Here is a 16,256-nt window from a genome sequence, read left to right on the forward strand (position 1 = left end):
TGACACCCCTCACCGGTGGCGGAATCACTCCCAACACGCCGTGACGGCGTCCGGCAGGGCTGAAGGACGGCGTGTCGGGAGCAAGTGCTCCCCGTCGGGATCAGGCGCGTGCTGCACCGAACCCCGGCCCGCCCAGCAGCCACAGCACGGCCCCGGCGTAGGCGGTCTCGGGGTCCGGTCCGGAATGCCGGGACTCCCGTCCCACGGCCGTCGGCGTCGTCTCCTCCAGGGTCACCACCCAGCGGTCGCGCACCCTCGTCAGCGACTGGAAGGCGTCACCGAGGAAGCTCCTCAGCTGATCCTCGCGGGGGATCCACACGATCTCCTCCTGGGCGATGGAATCCAGCGCCCACTCGGTGGTGCCGTTGAACCGCACCAGCCCGTGGCCGCCCACCCGGCCGATCTCCACCACCATCTCGGCGACCATGAAGACGTCGTCGAGCAGGCCCTCGCGAGGGATCACGAAACGGTCCCCGGGGGCGGGCACCCACTGCGGGGCGACATCGGCCACTCTGCGTGCCAGGTCCAGGCTGATCATCGTCGACTCCTCCGCCTCGGGGACGTCATTGCGCGACGTCGTGCCCCATTTGAGCACCCCGGTGGGGCCGGGACCAGCGGCCGACGGTCAGCGGCTTCCAGAAGTGAGACGTCAACCGATGACGCCGGTCATCCCCAGCACCGCGAGAATCAGCACCACCAGCGCGACGCCCCCGCCGAACAGACCCATCGCCATCCCCATCCGCGAGTCCGCCGACCGTGAAGGCGGTGGTCAGATGCTGGGCGGCTCCGAAGTCGATGAACCGCGGATCGGCGAGATCGGCGTGGGCCAGGAGCGCGAGCCCGGTTCGGGCCGCCCCCGAGCCGACGTCTAGACTGATTCGTCGGGCCTCCTCACGGGGCCCCGCCCCGGCCGGCCCCCAGCCGAGGCTGTCGAGACCACCAGGAAATGAGACCCATGGCCGAGGTCAGGACCCGCGAGGTCACTGCACACACAGACACCGAGATGGCACAGGATCAGGCGAAGGTCCTGCAACGAACCCTCAGCCGGTTCGACATCGTCTTCCTCATCGTCTCGGCGGTGGTCGGGCTCGAGATGCTCGGCTCGGTCTCGGCTGAAGGCCCCCAGACCTTCACCTGGCTGGTCTTCCTCATCATCGTCTTCCTGGTGCCCTACGCCCTGATCTTCGCCGAGACCGGATCGGCCTTCGTCGGCGAGGGCGGGGTCTACCTGTGGACCCGCAAGGCCTTCGGCCGCCCGGCCGCCGCGGTGGCCTCGGCCTTCACCTGGATCACCCAGCCGGTATGGGTGGGCGGGTCGATGGCCTTCCTCAACGCCGAGGCGGCCCGCAATCATATCGCCCACTTCGCCTCCGGCTCGGCGATCGACTACATCTTCAAGCTCATCTTCATCTGGTTGACGGTGCTGGCCGCGATCCTGTCGCTCAAGAAGGCCAAATGGATCCCCACCGCCGGGGCCTTCTTCAAGATCACCTTCCTCGTGCTGTTCATCATCACCGCCGGGGTCTACGCCGCCGAGAACGGCGTCCAGACCCTCACCCTGGGCAGCTTCTCCCCCACCATGAGCGGATTCATCACCCTCACCCCGCTGCTGATCTTCGCCTTCCTCGGCTTCGAGGGCTCCTCCAGCGCCTCGGGCGAGATGAAGAACGCCCAGCACGACGTCTCCGCCTCGGTGCTGCGCTCCTCGGCGATGGCCGGCGTCTTCTACCTCATCCCGGTGTTCACCATCCTGCTGGTGGTGCCCCGCAGCCAGATCGACGGCGTCTCCGGGCTGCTCAACGCCGTCTCGACGGTCTTCTCGGTTTACGGGCCGGCGTCGGAGGCCATGATGGTGCTGGCCGTGGCGCTGTTCATGTGCGCCAACATCGGCCAGGGCGCGGCCTGGATGATCATGTCCGACAGGATGCAGGCGATGGCGGCGGCCGACGGCTCCTTCTTCGGCGGCTTCTTCGGAAAGTTCCACCCCACCCTGGGCACCCCGGTGCGGGTCAACCTGCTGTCGGGCGCCGTCTCGACGGCCTTCATGCTGGCCGCGATGCAGCTCACCGGCTCCAGCGCCTCGCTGTTCAACGTGGTGCTCGGCGTGGCGATCACCACCTACCTGTTCAGCTACCTGCTCATCATCCCGGCGGCCGCCAAGCTGCGGGTCCATTTCCCGGAGGCCGAGCGTCCCTTCCGGGTGCCGGGCCCGAACTGGGTGTTCGTGGGGATGTGCGCCGTCACCACCGCGCTCATCGCCTTCGGCTCCTGGGTGACTGTCTTCCCCGGCACCCTGGAGGCCCTGCTCGGGCTGCCCCATGACCTGTCCGAGGCATCCGGCGTCCCCTACGCCGCCTTCGAGGCCCTCACCCTGGGCACCATCGCCTTCATCGTCATCCTGTCGCTGGTCGGCTACCTGCGCGGCGCCAGGCTGCGCCGAGCCTTCGGATACTCGTCGAGGCCGAACCCGGTCGAGGCGGACGCCGCGGTTGCCAGCGGTGTCGCCGACAGCGCGACCGGGGATGACGTCGAGCAGATCGACGACACCGAGGAGCCGGCCAGGCTCTGAGCAGGGCGTCGAGCGGCCCTGGCCCACGAAGCCTGGGTACCAGCGTATGCCGACGGGTCGAGCGGGATCTGCGCCAGGCCGCGGCGCACGGCGTCCGCGTCGAACTCCAGCAGACTCCTGCGCTCCCGCTCCCCGGGCTCCTGTCCGAACAACGCCTCGACGAACATCCCCTCGTCCTCGGTGAGCTTCTCGCCGCGCCCGATCGCCTCCACCAGCGCCACCGCCTCACCCAGGCCGTGGACGCCGCCGCAGTCCTCCAGGGGGGAAGCCGCCCTCGCCGCCCACCAGCTCGATGTGGTCGACGTCATCCGGATCGGTGGTCAGCACGGTGAGCCGGTGCTCATGCCTCCAGCCTGCCAGACAGGCCCCGATTGCGACCCGGGTGACAGGCTGAGGTCATGAGCATCCACTCGACCAACCCCTTCGCCGACCCGGTCAACGAGCCCGCCCGGCAGCTGCGCGGCCGGCTGGGAGCGCGGGTCACGGTCTGGGCGGCCGGGGAACTCGACGACGACGCCGCCGGGCTGACCGTCTCCTCGATGATGGCGGTGCCCGGCGACCCCTGGCGCATCACCGGGCTGGTCAACGTCGACTCCGAGCTGGTCGAGGTGATAGCCGAGACCGGGAGGGCGGCGATCACCCTGCTCAACGGCCCCGACGAGGAGATCTCCGACACCTTCTCCGGGGCGCTGCCGTCGCTGGGCGGCCCGTTCCGCCGCGGCGACTGGGTGGACTCGCAGTGGGGGCCCCGGCTGACCGACCGCACCTGGGCAGGGATCGAGATCGAGGAGACCCGCCCCCTGGGCTGGCTCCTGCAGGTCACCGGGGCGCTGCGGCATGTCGGGATCGCCGACGACCCCGCCCCGCTGCACCACATCCGGGGCCGCTACCGCGCGCTGTGACTCGTTCCGGCGGACACCCATCCCCGTCCTCCCGGGACCTGGATCTCGCTGTGTGTTGGCTTTGCGTCTCCACTTCCTGCTTTGGCCCTCTGGCAAGGGGGCCAACGTGAAGTTGGAGACGCAAAGCCAACACACAGCAAAGCGTGGAAGGGGTCGTCCCCTCCAGTGACAACTCAGAGCAACCCCAGTTGCTCGGCCTTCCACAGGGCGTCGGCGCGCTTCGTGACGCCGAGCTTGCGGTAGATGGCGCTCACATGGGTCTTGACCGTGTTGGGCGAGGTGAATGACGCCTCGGCCACCTGCGCGATCGTCCGGCCGTCGGCCAGCAGATTGAGCACATGCATCTCAGCGGTCGTGAGGCTCGCCGCCACCGCATCGGGTCCGTCGCGGACCGGGCCCGGCGAGGCGGGATCGACGCCGTCGATCAGAGAGGTCAGGTCGGCGAGATCCTGCGGCCCGATCCTGGCGCGCATCGCGGCGGTGAACTCGTCATCGGTGCGGTGGAAGACCGCGAAGACCTGCGCGGCCTCCTCGGACCGTCCCGCTCTCAGCAGCGCCACCGAGCGGATGAGCCGCAGCTCCCGGATGTCGCGCACCGCCTGGTCATCGCTGCGGATGCCCTGGACGGCCAACCTGGAGGCGTCCTCGTACCGCCCTGTGCGCAGACAGGCCCGGGCCACCGGCACCAGGGTTCGGGGCGGGTCTCCGGCCTTCTCGGCGAGCCGGACCGCTGTCGCGCACTCTCCCTGGGCCACCAGGGTGTTGAGGTAGGCGCGCAGCAGGATGTGCCCGCAGTAGGTGCTGTCGCTGAGCCTGTGATTGTGCGCGAATGCAGCGGCGCGCAGCTGCTCGTGGGCGAGGACGGGATCCCCGAAGGCCAGTTCGGCGGTGTTCCGGGCCACGGCGATGAACGGCCACAGTTCCGCCTGGGCGCTCTGGGGGCCGGCCATCTCCAGGGCCGCCTCGGCCGTCGGGCGGTCGAGGCGATCGGTGGCCAGCATCGCCCTGGCGACGTACTCGCCCAGGTAGGTGAGATAGCTGTACCAGCTGGACCGGTCGGAGAACGCCTCGAGGCGGCCCAGCCACATCCGGGCCAGCTCGACGTGGCCCTCCAGAACACTGAGCATCGCGGCATTGGCGGCCGCGTTGGCCCCGGCGAAATGACGGTACGGGGGTTCGCCCATCTGACCGTAGGCGCTCGAGCAGAGACGCATCGCCCGTCCGAAATCCCCCTGCAGGGTGGCGGTGAGCCCGCGCTGCATGGTGAGCATCCCGGGTCTGCTCGACGAGCGGGGGCTCACCATCCTGCCCTGCCTGGCGAGTTCGTCCAGGCGCTGCTGGATGGCGTCCCCGGCCCGCTCGGAGGCGTCGAGATCGCCCTGGACGCGGCATCCGATCAGCAGGGCACTGCCCATCATGACGATCTCATCGGCCGTCCCGGCACGTTTCAGGGTCTCGCCCATGAGCCCGGTCATCTGGGCGCTCATCTCCACCAGGGCGTGCTGATCCGGTTCGGTCGCCGGATGCTCGGCCAGGTGCCCGCTGAGCAGGTAGGCGTTGAGGAGATAGGGATCGGAGGCGATGACGTCGGTCGGGGCTCGCAGCAGCGTGGCGTAGGTGCTCCTGGCCTGTTCGGGGGTCAGGGCGTACCAGACTCGCATCGTCAGGTCGACGACGCGCCGCAACTCATCGTCCCCCGGGCGGGCCTGTCCACCCGTCGACTCGCCGTCGCGTCCCGCACCAACCACGTCGTCGTACCCCCGTCTTCCACCGGCCGGACCGACTACTCGGCGACCTCCTGCATCTCGTCGATCCGCCGGGCTCCGCTCCCCTCGCGGGCGGGCCGGTCTCCCAGCACGGACGCCGCCCGATCCAGGGCCGAGGCCAGGGCTCCGAGTTCGGACGGGTCGAGGGTGGGCACCAGGGCGGCGAGGACCTCGCAGCGGTCGGCGCCGGCCTCGTCGAGGACCTGTCCGAGCTCCCCGGCCATGAAGTCGGCCTTGGAGCGGGCAGGCCGGTAGATCCACGCCCGGGACTCCTGGTGACGGGCCACGACGCTCTTCTTGGCGAGCCGGTCGAGAACCGTCATCACAGTGGTGTAGGCGATCTTGCCGTCGGTCAGAAGAACCTCGTGGACGTCTCGGACGGACATCGGGTCCTCCCTGCTCCACAGCACCTCCATGATGCGGTGTTCGAGATCCCCGAGTACGGCCATGGAGCCAGTGTAGCCACCTGCGGCCGTTGTTACGACGTCACGTAGTACGAATGTCGGAGGGCGTCCCGGTGCGGCTGCGACGCCGCCGGCCGACACCGTCCCGGGCACGGCGTCGCGTGGACCCGTGGTCGCGTGGACTCCTACCGGTGGCAATAGTAGGTTTCGCCATATGGATGCCCAGTTGATCGCCCGATGGCAGTTCGGGATCACGACGGTCTACCACTTCCTCTTCGTGCCGATCACCATCGCCCTGTCGATGCTGGTCGCCGTGCTGCAGACGATCTGGTACAAGACCAGCAACGACGGGTACCTGAAGCTCACGAAGTTCTTCGGGAATCTCTTCCTCATCAACTTCGCCCTGGGCGTGGTCACAGGCATCGTCCAGGAGTTCCAGTTCGGCATGAACTGGTCGGAGTACTCCCGCTTCGTCGGCGACATCTTCGGCGCTCCGCTGGCTCTGGAGGCCCTGCTGGCCTTCTTCATGGAGTCCACCTTCATCGGCCTGTGGATCTTCGGCTGGGACAAGCTGCCGAAGCTGGCCCACCTGGCCTGCATGTACCTCACCGCGATCGGCACCATGGTCTCCGCGGTCTTCATCCTGGCCGCCAACTCGTGGATGCAGAACCCGGTCGGCGCGAAGTACAACCCGGTGACGCGCCGCGCCGAGCTCACCGATTTCGGCGCCCTGTTCACCAACCCGGTGTTCAAGGCCACCATCTTCCACCAGTTGGCGGCCTCCTACATGGTCGCCGGGGCGCTGGTGGCCGCGATCGCGTTCTGGCACCTGTCGAGGGTGGCCCGCGGCCGGCGGACCTCGCAGCTCAGTGACGCCGTCGAGGTCGAGGAGGCGCGCACCTGGCGCTGGGCCACCAAGTTCGGGGCCTGGGTGCTCATCATCGCCGGCCTGGGCATCGTGGTGTCCGGCGACTACCAGGGCAAGGTGATGACCGACGCCCAGCCGATGAAGATGGCCGCAGCCGAGGGGGCCTACCAGGAGACCTCCGACTTCTCCATCCTCACCATCGGGACCCTGGACGGCTCCGAGGAGGTCTTCGCCATCAAGGTGCCCGGCATGCTCGGCTACCTCGGCAACGGCAAGTGGGGATCGACGATCAAGGGCATCGACGACCTCAAGAACGTCAACCTCAACCAGTACACCTACCGGCGCAAGGACGGCACCCAGACCGAGCTGCAGTCCTCCTACCAGCAGGTGCTGAGGTCCCACGTCGCCAAGGACGGCGTCAAGCTGGAGCCGAACATCCCGGTGTCCTACTGGACCTTCCGGATCATGATCACCCTGGGCATGATCGCGATCCTCGCGGGACTGGTGATGCTCGTCTGGCTGGCGAAGGACCGCAACCCCGGGCATCGGCGATGGCTCAGCGTCGTGCTGGTGCTCATCCCGCTGATGCCGTTGTTCGCGAACTCCTTCGGCTGGATCTTCACCGAGATGGGCCGCCAGCCGTGGATCGTTGCCGGCGTCCTGCCCACCCTCTCGGCGGTCTCGCCGGGGGTCTCGGCGGGCACCGTGCTCTTCTCGACCATCCTCTACACCGTCCTGTACGGCGTACTGGCGGTCGTGGAGGTCGGTCTGTTCTGGAAGTACATGAAGAAGGGCCTGCCCGACGTGGCCCAGGCCGACAGCGACCAGGACGAGGACGCACCCTTGTCCTACGCCTACTGAGGGGTGCGACGACATGTTTCCCGTTCTTGAGATCGCCCATTCCCCGCTCACCCCGCTGTGGTTCATCCTCATCTCGGTGCTGTGGATCGGATTCTTCTTCCTGGAGGGATTCGACTTCGGGGTGGCCATGCTGCTGCCCTTCATGGGCAAGGACGACCGCGACCGCCGCGTCATGGTCAACACCATCGGTCCCGTCTGGGACGGCAACGAGGTGTGGCTGATCACCGCCGGCGGCGCCATGTTCGCCGCATTCCCCGGCTGGTACGCGACGATGTTCTCCGGCCTGTACCTGCCCCTGCTGCTGGTGCTGTTCGGGCTCATCCTTCGCGGCGTCTCCTTCGAGTACCGCAGCAAGCACCCGTCCTCCCAGTGGCGCACCACCTTCGACGCGATGGCCACCATCGGCTCCTTCCTGCCGACCCTGGTGCTGGGCGTCGGATTCGCGAACTTCGTCCGCGGCATCGCCCTGGGGCCCAGCCCGACCCTCAACGGCGACGCACCGCTGGTGACGACCTCCTTCTGGGGCCTGTTCACCCCCTTCGCGCTGGTCGGCGGGATCCTCTTCGTGGTGCTCTTCTGCGCCCATGGCGCCGGATTCGTGGCGCTGAAGACCACCGGTCACATGCACCAGCGGGCCGGCCGCACGGCGTCGACACTGGGCTGGGCGGCGGCCGTCGTGATGGCCGCCTGGGCGCTCATGTTCAATCTGATGTACGCCCCCGCCGGCTCCCTCCAGCACACCCTCACCTGGGTGATCGGGATCCTGGCGGTGCTGCTCGTGGTGGTCGGCGCGCTCCTGTCGGGACGCGGTCGCGACGGCCTGGCCTTCGTGCTCAACGGGGCCGCGATCACGGCGATGATGGCGGCCATGTTCATCAAGATGTGGGGCAATATCGGCTTCCGGCCGGTCGGCGTCGACTTCGACATGTGGATCGCCTCGTCGACCCCCTACACGCTGAAGATCATGACCATCAGCACCTCGATCTTCCTGCCCCTCGTGCTGGCCTACCAGATCTGGAGCTACTGGGTCTTCCGCAAGCGCATCTCGAAGGAAGCCATCCCCTCGGACATCGCCCCGGCGTCGGCCTGATCCCTGGTGGCCCCGCCGCTGGATCCGAGGCTGCTCCGCAGGGCCCGGGCCACCGTGCCCTTCCTGGTGGCGCTGTGCGCCACCGGGGCGGTCACGGCAGTCCTGGTACTCGGCCAGGCGTGGCTGCTGTCCCGGTCGGTCTCCTCGGTCTTCGCCACCCACTCGATGGATGGAGTGGGCCGATGGGCCGCGCTGCTGGGTCTGGTGTTCTGCGGCAGGGGATTGACGTCGTGGGCCACCGAATGGTTCTCCCACCGGGCGTCGGCGGCGGTGAAGTCGCAGCTGCGCGGCGACCTGCTGCGCGCCCGGCTGGCCCGACCCACCGACTCCTCGACGACGTCGGGGACCCTCATCACCCTGATCACCACGGGCCTGGACGCCCTGGACGGGTTCTACGCGAAGTACCTGCCGCAGCTGGTGCTGGCCGTCATCGTGCCGGTGGTGCTGGCGGTGGCGATCGCCACCCGGGATGTGGTGAGCGTGGTGATCATCGCCGTCACCATCCCGCTGATCCCGCTGTTCATGGCGCTCATCGGGTGGCGCACCGAGACGGCGGTGCGCAGGCGGTTCCACGTCGCGACCCGGCTGTCCGACCACTTCGCGGACCTGATGAGCGGGCTGCCCACCCTGCAGGTCTTCGGGCGGGCCCGGGCCCAGCTGGAGGGGCTGCGCCGCACCGAGGGGGCCAACCGCACCGAGACGATGCGGACCCTGCGGATCAGCTTCCTGTCCTCCTTCGTCCTGGAGCTGCTGGCCACCCTGTCGGTGGCGCTCGTGGCGGTGACCGTCGGTTTCCGGGTGGCCGCCGGCGGGATGAACCTGCAGACCTCACTGTTCATCCTCATCCTCGCCCCCGAGGTGTACCTTCCGGTGCGCGAGGTGGGGGCGCGCTTTCACGACTCCGCCGACGGCATGGCGGCGGCCGAGGCGGCCTTCGCGGTGATCGACCGGGCCGGGAGCGCGTCTGCCCCGGCTTGCTCCCCCACCACGGGCTCCTCCCCCGGGGGCATCGACGTGCCCTCCCCCCGCGACGTTCCCGTCGTCCTCGAAGGCCTGACCCTCACCTATCCCGACACCGCGGCCCCCGCCCTGGACGGCCTGGACCTGCGCATCGACCCCGGCTCGCTCGTGGCGCTGGCGGGCCATTCCGGTGGCGGGAAGACGACGGCGCTGGACTGCCTGCTGGGCTTCCTGACCCCCGACTCGGGGCGCATCCGGGTGGGGGACGTCGACCTGGTCGGCGCGTCGCCGGACACCTGGCGGGTCTGGCGCCGGCATCTGGCCCACGTCTCCCAGGACCCGGCGATGATCCGAGGCACCCTGGCCGACAACCTGCGGCTGGGTGCCGCCGATGCCACCGACGAGCAGCTGCGTCACGCACTGGACCGCTGTGGTGCCCACTCGCTGGCACTCGACAAGCGGGTCGACGACGACGCCGAGGGCCTCTCGGCCGGGGAACGACGCCGGGTCGCGATGGCCCGCGCACTGCTGCGGGTCGAACTGGGCGGGGCCGGGATGCTCGTCCTCGACGAGCCCACCGCCGGGCTGGACGACGCCGCCGAGGCGACAGTGCTGGAGACGGTGCGGGCCCTGGGGACGTCGGTGCTGGCAGTGAGCCACCGGTCCGCGGTGCTGGAGGGGGCCGACGTCGTCGTCACCCTGGGCGGACAGAAGGCGCGCCCGTGAACACGTCCCCCTGGCGCCCCGCCGCCCGCCTGCTGCGCACCCTCCTCGACGACTCCGAGCACGGCGTGGAGCACGGCCGCCGCCTTCTGGTGCTCTCGGTGCTCCTGGCGGCCTGCGCATCCGGTGCCTCGGTCGGGCTGATGGGGGTGTCCGGCTGGCTGCTGTCGCGGGCCGCAGAGCTGCCGCCGGTGCTGTACCTGGAGGCGGCCGCGGTGGGCGTGCGGTTCTTCGGCATCTCGCGGGGCGTCTTCCGCTACGCCGAACGGCTCATCGGCCACGACCTGGCGCTGCGCATGCAGGGCGGCCTGCGGATGCGGGTCTACGACCGCATCTCCCGCACCACCCTGCTGGGACGTCGTCACGGGGACCTGCTGGTGCGCGTGACCGCAGACGTCGAGGCGATCCTCGACCTGGTGGTGAGGGTGGTGGTGCCCGCCTGCGCCGCCTCTCTGGTCATCATCGGGACGACGGTGCTGCTGGGTCGGTTCTCGGTGGGTTCGGCCGCCGTGCTGCTCGTCTCGGCGATCCTGGCCGGGGTCGTGATGCCCTGGCTCACCCAGCGGTTGTCCCGGACCGCCGATGCGTCGATGGTCCCACTGCGGGGCATGCTGGCCGACCGCACCCGGGAGCTGGCTCACGCGGCTCCCGATCTGGTGGCCCTGGGAGCCGAGGAGAAGGCCCTGGCATCCGTGCTGGACGTCGATGCGCGGTTGCGGGCGGCCGAACGCAGGTCGGCCCGGGTGCGCGGCCTGGCCACCGGCGGCCAGGTGGTGGCGGCCGGCGTCGCGGTGATCGGCGCCCTGCTGATCGGAGGACAGGCGGTCGCCGACGGGCGTATGGGCGGACGGATCCTGGCGGTCCTGGTGCTCACTCCGCTGGCCCTGCACGAGGTCTTCTCCAGCTTCAATGCGGCCGCTCAGACCTTCACCCGGGCCTCGGCGGCGCTGCGCCGGGTCGATGAGGTGCTCCAGGAGGAGCCGGTGGGCTCAGGGGACTCCACCAAGGCACAGGTCGCGGGTTCTCAGCCCTCGCTGCGGGCGCGCGATCTGGCGATCGGCTGGCCCGGTGGGCCCCGGGTGCTCGACGGTCTGGATCTTGACATCGGGCCCGGGGAGAGGGTCGCGGTGGTCGGCCCGTCGGGGATCGGCAAGACCACCCTGGCCGCCACCGTGATGGGTCTCATCCCCCCGATGGGAGGCTCTGTGGAGACCACCGGGCGGGTGCGCTACCTCGCCCAGGACGCCCACGTCTTCGCCACCACCGTCGCCGAGAATGTGCGGATCGGCGCCCGCGACGCCACCGACGGTGAGGTCGCCGACGCGCTGCGGCGGGCGGGGCTGGAGATTCCCACCGACCGGGTGGTCGGCGAGGACGGCGCGACGCTGTCCGGTGGGGAGGCGCAGCGTCTGGCCCTGGCACGGGTGCTCGTCGCCCATACTCCGTCCTCCGGCGGCGCCATTCCCTCCACCTCCACGGCCCCACTCACGTCCCCGCTCCTCATCCTCGACGAGCCCACCGAGCACCTGGACTCCGAGACCGCCACGGCGCTGATGGACGATCTGTGGGCCGTCACGGCGCCGGACGCGCTCGAGAACTCGCCGGACTCACCGGACTCACCGGGCGCCGCCATGCTGGTCATCACGCACGACCGGACCGTGATGGGCCGCTGCGACCAGGTGCTCCGCCTCGGGTGATCAGAAGCCGGCACCCGCCATTTTCCATGGCTCGAATCCAGTTTCTGTGCGTTAGCTGTCCAGGGATGGTTCTCCCCAGCGGGCATGCCCAGAAACGCTTGGGAAGACTCTGCAATTGTGGCGAAACGGTCGTGCGCCCGACACCATCCAGACACATGCGAATTAGTGAGGATGCCCGCGTGCCAGCCGGTCCGCAGGCGGGATCAGGATGGGGTCGTCATCGCTGGACACCCGCGTGGTCCAAGGCCGGTCTGCACGGGAATCAGGGCAGCTCTCGGTCCACCCCTCTCCACCACAATTGCAGAGTCCTCCCAAGCGACTCCGCACACACTCCGCCGAGCGCAGTGTCCCATGAGTGAAATCGGGCCACATGCTCTTGAGGGCGGAGAAGCCAGAGTGCACCTGCCGCCATCATCGGCTCAGTCCGTGATCGGGTGCGCCTTGCCCCGAGGATCCCTGCGCCGCACCGCTTTCCTCTTCGCACCGATGGCCAGCCCCTGCTCCATCTGACCCAGTTCCCACCTGATCAGAACGCCGCCCTCCATCTGCGGCCTCGCATCGAGAGTGTTCCGAAGCTTGTCCACCGTTGTGAGTCCCGAGTCGAGGACCGGACGGATGACCGCCCTCATCCAGCCGCGGAGCATCGGCGGGTAGGAACGCTGGAACCAGATCACGGGGTCCTCCTCCCGGAAGTGACTGTGCAGCTTGCCCTCACAGAGATCCAGCACGGTCTCCTCCACGCAGGAGCGCGGCGGGTTCCCGACGACAGTCCGAACACCCTGGTGGAACCGCCACGGATTCCACATCTCATGCACCAGGCGTTCCAGCTCAGGATCACCCCCGGTCTCGGAAGCCGACCTCCCAGCCTTCGCCACCGGCTTGGGCACTGGAGTGTCGCGACGCCGCGGCACCGATCGCCCCGGTGGGACCCAGATGTCGATCTGCGGGGGTTGGCCGTTGATCCCGTACAGATATCCGGCTGCCGATCCGCCCAGGCACGCGCCCTCCCCCGCCTGGAGCAGGCCCGCCCATGCCAGCTGCTCCCAGACGGGCAGATCGGTGGCGTAGACGCCCCGCGCCAGCCGACGCCACCGACCTGTCTCAACCATCGCCCGCACCTGTGCAGACGTCATGCCGTACTCCATCGCCTGTTCGCGGGTGATGACTCCGCCCTGGACAGAGGCGATGAATACGAGACGACGAGAAACTCGATCCATGACACAGCATTCTCAAGGGTCCGGGCGCCACGGGGGAAGGGTCTGAGGGAACAACCCGAACGGTCCGAGAGAACAAGCTCAGCGTCCGGACACACCTCGGGCGCCGCCCCGGCCGAACCGGAACGGCGCCCGAGGCGCGTCCTCACCTGTCAGGCGGCCTCACGACCGCCAGATCCCACAGCGATCAGGCGTCGTCGACCACGATCACGTAGAGCGTGCGGGGTCCGTGCACCCCGTCGACCCGCGACAGCTCGATGTCGCTGGTCGCCGACCCGCCGGAGATCCAGGTGAGCGGGTGGCCCTCCAGGACGGCGGGCTTGACGATCTGCATCGCCTCGGGCACGTCGGAGACCACTTGGGAGGCCCGGACCACGCACACATGGCGGTCGGGCACCAGGGTCAACGCCCGGCGTCCCTGGTCGGCGATGTGGGTGAGCACGATCGTGCCGGTGTCGGCGACCCCGGCGGCCGAGGCCGTCACGACGGCCTCGGTCTCGTTGAGGGTCTCCTTGCTCAGCTGCGGATCATCCACCCGGGCATCCAGGCCGGCGGCCCGGATGGCGTAGATCCAGTCGGAGTCCAGGCCGGGGGGAACCGCCGCGCTCATTCGCGCTCCGGTGGCCCGCAGCCCGTCGATGACTGCCTGCGGCACGTCGACGGCCTTCACCCGCACCACGGTGGCGGAGTAGTCGATGACCTTCTGCACGAAGGTGCCGACGACGTCGTCCATCTCGATGCCGGTGCCGTACTCCCAGTCGATCGGGACATCGGTCTCGGGGTTCTTGTCGGTGATGTCGGCGGTCGCCCGGCGGATCCTGGCCAGAATCTCGGTGCGGGCCGCGGCCTCCTGGGCGGTGCTCATCACTTGCCCTCCTGTCGGTTCTTCTTCCACCAGCTGCGGAAGGTCTCGGTGGGCGGCGCCTCGACGTCGCGATACTTCAACCAGCGCTCGGCCACCGGCACCGGGATCGGCCCCAGCGGCTTGCCGCGCAGCGCCTTGCCGGCACCGCGGGTGGCCATCTGGACGCCCTCGAAGCGCTTGGCGCTTCCGAAGATCCAGCCGGCCGTCTTCATGAGGTTGCGTTCCACGGTGCCCTCGGCGTCGTGGCCGAAGCGGTCGGCCTTCTCGGCGTCGGCCACCCGGTTGCGCAGGTGCAGGATGATGTCGGTGAAGGGGATCTTCACCGGGCACACATCATTGCAGGCCCCGCACAGCGAGCAGGCGTAGGGCATGCCGCGATCCACCGGATCGTCGACCCCGCGCAGCTGCGGGGTGAGGCTGATGCCGATCGGGCCCGGGTAGACCGAGCCGTAGGCGTGACCGCCGGCCCTCTCGTAGACCGGGCAGGTGTTGATGCAGGAGGCGCAGCGGATGCATCGCAGCACCTCGCGTCCCACCTTGTCGGCCAGCACGTCGGTGCGGCCGTTGTCCATGAAGATGACGTGCTGCTCCTGGGGGCCGTCGCCCTCGGTGACGCCGCTCCACACGGAGTTGTACGGGTTCATCCGCTCGCCGGTGGCCGAGCGGGGCAGCAGCTTGAGGAAGACCTCCAGGTCGTCGAAGCTCGGCAGCACCTTCTCGATGCCCACCATCGACACCAGGGTGTCGGGCAGGGTGAGGCACATCCGGCCGTTGCCCTCGGACTCCACGATCACCAGGGAGCCGGTGTCGGCGCACACGAAGTTGCCGCCGGAGACCGCCATCTTGGCGCGCAGGAACTTCTCACGCAGGTGCAGCCGCGCCGCGCCGGCCAGCTCCGGCGGGTTCTCCGAGACGTCCTCGGGGGCGGGGCGCCCGTAGTTCTTCATCTCCCGCAGGAAGATCTCGCGCACCTCGGCACGGTTGCGGTGGATGGCCGGCACCACGATGTGGGAGGGACGGTCGTGGCCGAGCTGGACGATCAGCTCCGCCAGGTCGGTCTCCCAGGCCGCGATCCCCTGCTCCTCCAGGTACTCGTTGAGGTCGGTCTCCTGGGTGGTGATCGACTTGATCTTCACCACCTCGTCGACGCCCTTGGCCTTGGCGATCTCGGCGACGATCCGGTTGGCCTCCTCGCCGTCACGGGCCCAGTGGACGTGGACGCCGTGGGCCTCCAGGTTCTTCTCGGCCTCCTCGAGGTAGTAGTCCAGGTGCCGCGAGACCCGGTTCTTGATCGCGGTGGCGGCGTCGCGCAGCTCCTCCCAGTCCGGGGACTCGGAGACGCGCAGGGCCCGCTTGTTGCGGATCGTGGTGGTGGCGTTGCGCATGTTCTTGCGCTGGACACTCAGCTCCAGCTCGGTCTTGACCGCCTTCTGGAACTTCGGCATTCCCAGGAAGGTGCCGCCGTTGTCCGGAGCGGGGGTCAGACGGGCGACGCCATGATTGCCCTCGGTGATACGACGCAGTTCGGTACCCATGTCGTCAGTCCTCCTCGGTGTTGGCCAGGATCTCGGCCAGGTGGATGGCCTTGACGCCCGAGTTCTGGCGGGACAGCACCCCGCCGATGTTCAGCAGACAGGAGTTGTCGCCGGCGACCACGTACTCGGCCTCCGTCTCACGGACGTGGCGGGCCTTGTCATTGGCCATCGCGGCGCTCATGTCGGGGTTCTTGACGCAGAAGGTGCCGCCGAATCCGCAGCACTGCTCGTCGGCCGGCAGCGGCACCATCGTCATGCCCTTGACGTGGCTCAGCAGCCGGTAGGGCTTGTCGCCGAGCTTGATGAAACGGAGACCGTGGCAGGACGGATGGTAGGTGACGCGGTGCGGGAAGTAGCCGCCGACGTCGTCGACCCCCAGCACGTCGACGAGGAACTCGGGCAGATCGAAGATCTTCGAGCTCACCTCGTCGACCTCGCGGATCAGGCCCTTGTCCCCGGTGTGGCGGGCCAGCATCGGATGCTGCTCGCGGACCGCGCCGGTGCACGATCCCGACGGCGCCACCACGTAGTCATAGCCGGAGAAGGCCTTGACGTACTGCTTGACGGCGGGGATCGACTCGTCGAAATAGCCCGAGTTGGTGGTCATCTGGCCGCAGCAGGTCTGAGCCTTGGGGAATTCCACCGAGCAGCCGAGGCGCTCGAGGATCTTGACGACGGCCTGTCCCGTCTGGGGGAACATGACGTCATTGATGCAGGTGATGAACAGCCCGACCGTCATCCCGGCGCCGGGTCGTCCCGGCGCGGCGGCCGCACCGCTGTGGGGGGCAGTGGTTGTTGTCAT

Annotated in this window: 14 protein-coding genes; 7 read left to right on the forward strand and 7 right to left on the reverse strand. The window is 69.0% G+C overall.

The features are described from left to right. Positions 1–100: 100 nt before the first annotated feature. Positions 101–538, reverse strand: coding sequence for a pilus assembly protein CpaE (locus tag JS278_RS13920; RefSeq protein ID WP_114045715.1), 438 nt, complete (start codon positions 536–538; stop codon positions 101–103). A gap of 118 nt (positions 539–656) precedes the next feature. Here JS278_RS13920 and JS278_RS15905 point away from each other — a divergent pair, with 118 nt between their 5' ends. The 3 genes from JS278_RS15905 to JS278_RS13930 all read left to right on the forward strand — a co-directional run bounded on the left by JS278_RS15905 (position 657) and on the right by JS278_RS13930 (position 3,471). Continuing rightward, positions 657–872 carry a hypothetical protein gene (locus JS278_RS15905; protein ID WP_147243228.1) on the forward strand — a complete coding sequence of 72 codons (216 nt, stop codon included), beginning with the start codon at positions 657–659 and terminating at the stop codon, positions 870–872. Between the two features lie 83 nt (positions 873–955). Beyond that, positions 956–2,569: an APC family permease gene (locus tag JS278_RS13925; RefSeq protein WP_245935123.1), complete on the forward strand. Its 1,614-nt coding sequence runs from the start codon at positions 956–958 to the stop codon at positions 2,567–2,569. A 398-nt stretch (positions 2,570–2,967) separates the two neighbouring features. After that, on the forward strand, positions 2,968–3,471 hold the full coding sequence (locus JS278_RS13930) for a flavin reductase family protein (protein WP_114045716.1): 504 nt from the start codon (positions 2,968–2,970) through the stop codon (positions 3,469–3,471). 173 nt (positions 3,472–3,644) lie between these two features. On the opposite strand, the gene JS278_RS13935 is transcribed toward JS278_RS13930, so the two are convergent. Then, complete coding sequence (locus JS278_RS13935) at positions 3,645–5,219, reverse strand: helix-turn-helix transcriptional regulator (protein WP_147243230.1); 1,575 nt, start codon at positions 5,217–5,219, stop codon at positions 3,645–3,647. Positions 5,220–5,254: 35 nt separating this feature from the next. Continuing rightward, the gene (locus JS278_RS13940; protein ID WP_114045718.1) at positions 5,255–5,686 is read right to left on the reverse strand and encodes a BlaI/MecI/CopY family transcriptional regulator; all 432 of its coding nucleotides are present in this window, start codon (positions 5,684–5,686) and stop codon (positions 5,255–5,257) included. A gap of 169 nt (positions 5,687–5,855) precedes the next feature. Between JS278_RS13940 and JS278_RS13945 the strand changes: the two genes are divergently transcribed. The 4 genes from JS278_RS13945 (at position 5,856) to cydC (ending at position 11,840) form a co-directional block, all read left to right on the forward strand. Continuing rightward, a complete protein-coding gene (locus JS278_RS13945; RefSeq protein ID WP_114045719.1) occupies positions 5,856–7,370 on the forward strand; it encodes a cytochrome ubiquinol oxidase subunit I in 1,515 nt (504 codons plus the stop codon). 13 nt (positions 7,371–7,383) lie between these two features. Further along, positions 7,384–8,460, forward strand: a complete 1,077-nt coding sequence (cydB, locus tag JS278_RS13950; protein WP_114045720.1) for a cytochrome d ubiquinol oxidase subunit II — start codon at positions 7,384–7,386, stop codon at positions 8,458–8,460. A 66-nt stretch (positions 8,461–8,526) separates the two neighbouring features. Beyond that, the gene (gene cydD, locus JS278_RS13955; RefSeq protein ID WP_245935327.1) at positions 8,527–10,146 is read left to right on the forward strand and encodes a thiol reductant ABC exporter subunit CydD; all 1,620 of its coding nucleotides are present in this window, start codon (positions 8,527–8,529) and stop codon (positions 10,144–10,146) included. Further along, complete coding sequence (gene cydC, locus JS278_RS13960; protein ID WP_114045722.1) at positions 10,143–11,840, forward strand: thiol reductant ABC exporter subunit CydC; 1,698 nt, start codon at positions 10,143–10,145, stop codon at positions 11,838–11,840. The genes cydD and cydC overlap by 4 nt, the downstream gene beginning before the upstream one ends. A 419-nt stretch (positions 11,841–12,259) precedes the next feature. Here the strand turns inward: cydC and JS278_RS13965 are convergent, their stop codons facing one another. The 4 genes from JS278_RS13965 to JS278_RS13980 form a co-directional block, all read right to left on the reverse strand. Further along, on the reverse strand, positions 12,260–13,057 hold the full coding sequence (locus tag JS278_RS13965) for a type IV toxin-antitoxin system AbiEi family antitoxin domain-containing protein (protein WP_114045723.1): 798 nt from the start codon (positions 13,055–13,057) through the stop codon (positions 12,260–12,262). 184 nt (positions 13,058–13,241) lie between these two features. Next, entirely contained in the window at positions 13,242–13,919 is a 678-nt protein-coding gene (locus JS278_RS13970) for a LutC/YkgG family protein (protein WP_114045724.1), read from the reverse strand. Beyond that, positions 13,919–15,454, reverse strand: a complete 1,536-nt coding sequence (locus JS278_RS13975) for a LutB/LldF family L-lactate oxidation iron-sulfur protein (RefSeq protein WP_114045725.1) — start codon at positions 15,452–15,454, stop codon at positions 13,919–13,921. Before JS278_RS13975 ends, JS278_RS13970 begins: the two co-directional genes overlap by 1 nt. Positions 15,455–15,458: 4 nt before the next feature. Beyond that, positions 15,459–16,256, reverse strand: coding sequence for a (Fe-S)-binding protein (locus JS278_RS13980; protein ID WP_114045726.1), 798 nt, complete (start codon positions 16,254–16,256; stop codon positions 15,459–15,461).

Source organism: Acidipropionibacterium virtanenii (genome assembly GCF_003325455.1).
Lineage (GTDB): Bacteria > Actinomycetota > Actinomycetes > Propionibacteriales > Propionibacteriaceae > Acidipropionibacterium > Acidipropionibacterium virtanenii.

What these genes read in the sequence shown, in the direction of transcription:
- JS278_RS13920 (WP_114045715.1), bottom strand. Translation starts at nt 538, where the DNA reads ATGATCAGCCTGGACCTGGCACGCAGAGTGGCCGATGTCGCCCCGCAG.
- JS278_RS15905 (WP_147243228.1), top strand. Translation starts at nt 657, where the DNA reads ATGACGCCGGTCATCCCCAGCACCGCGAGAATCAGCACCACCAGCGCG.
- JS278_RS13925 (WP_245935123.1), top strand. Translation starts at nt 956, where the DNA reads ATGGCCGAGGTCAGGACCCGCGAGGTCACTGCACACACAGACACCGAG.
- JS278_RS13930 (WP_114045716.1), top strand. Translation starts at nt 2,968, where the DNA reads ATGAGCATCCACTCGACCAACCCCTTCGCCGACCCGGTCAACGAGCCC.
- JS278_RS13940 (WP_114045718.1), bottom strand. Translation starts at nt 5,686, where the DNA reads ATGGCCGTACTCGGGGATCTCGAACACCGCATCATGGAGGTGCTGTGG.
- JS278_RS13945 (WP_114045719.1), top strand. Translation starts at nt 5,856, where the DNA reads ATGGATGCCCAGTTGATCGCCCGATGGCAGTTCGGGATCACGACGGTC.
- cydB (WP_114045720.1), top strand. Translation starts at nt 7,384, where the DNA reads ATGTTTCCCGTTCTTGAGATCGCCCATTCCCCGCTCACCCCGCTGTGG.
- JS278_RS13965 (WP_114045723.1), bottom strand. Translation starts at nt 13,057, where the DNA reads ATGGATCGAGTTTCTCGTCGTCTCGTATTCATCGCCTCTGTCCAGGGC.
- JS278_RS13970 (WP_114045724.1), bottom strand. Translation starts at nt 13,919, where the DNA reads ATGAGCACCGCCCAGGAGGCCGCGGCCCGCACCGAGATTCTGGCCAGG.
- JS278_RS13975 (WP_114045725.1), bottom strand. Translation starts at nt 15,454, where the DNA reads ATGGGTACCGAACTGCGTCGTATCACCGAGGGCAATCATGGCGTCGCC.
- JS278_RS13980 (WP_114045726.1), bottom strand. Translation starts at nt 16,256, where the DNA reads ATGACAACAACCACTGCCCCCCACAGCGGTGCGGCCGCCGCGCCGGGA.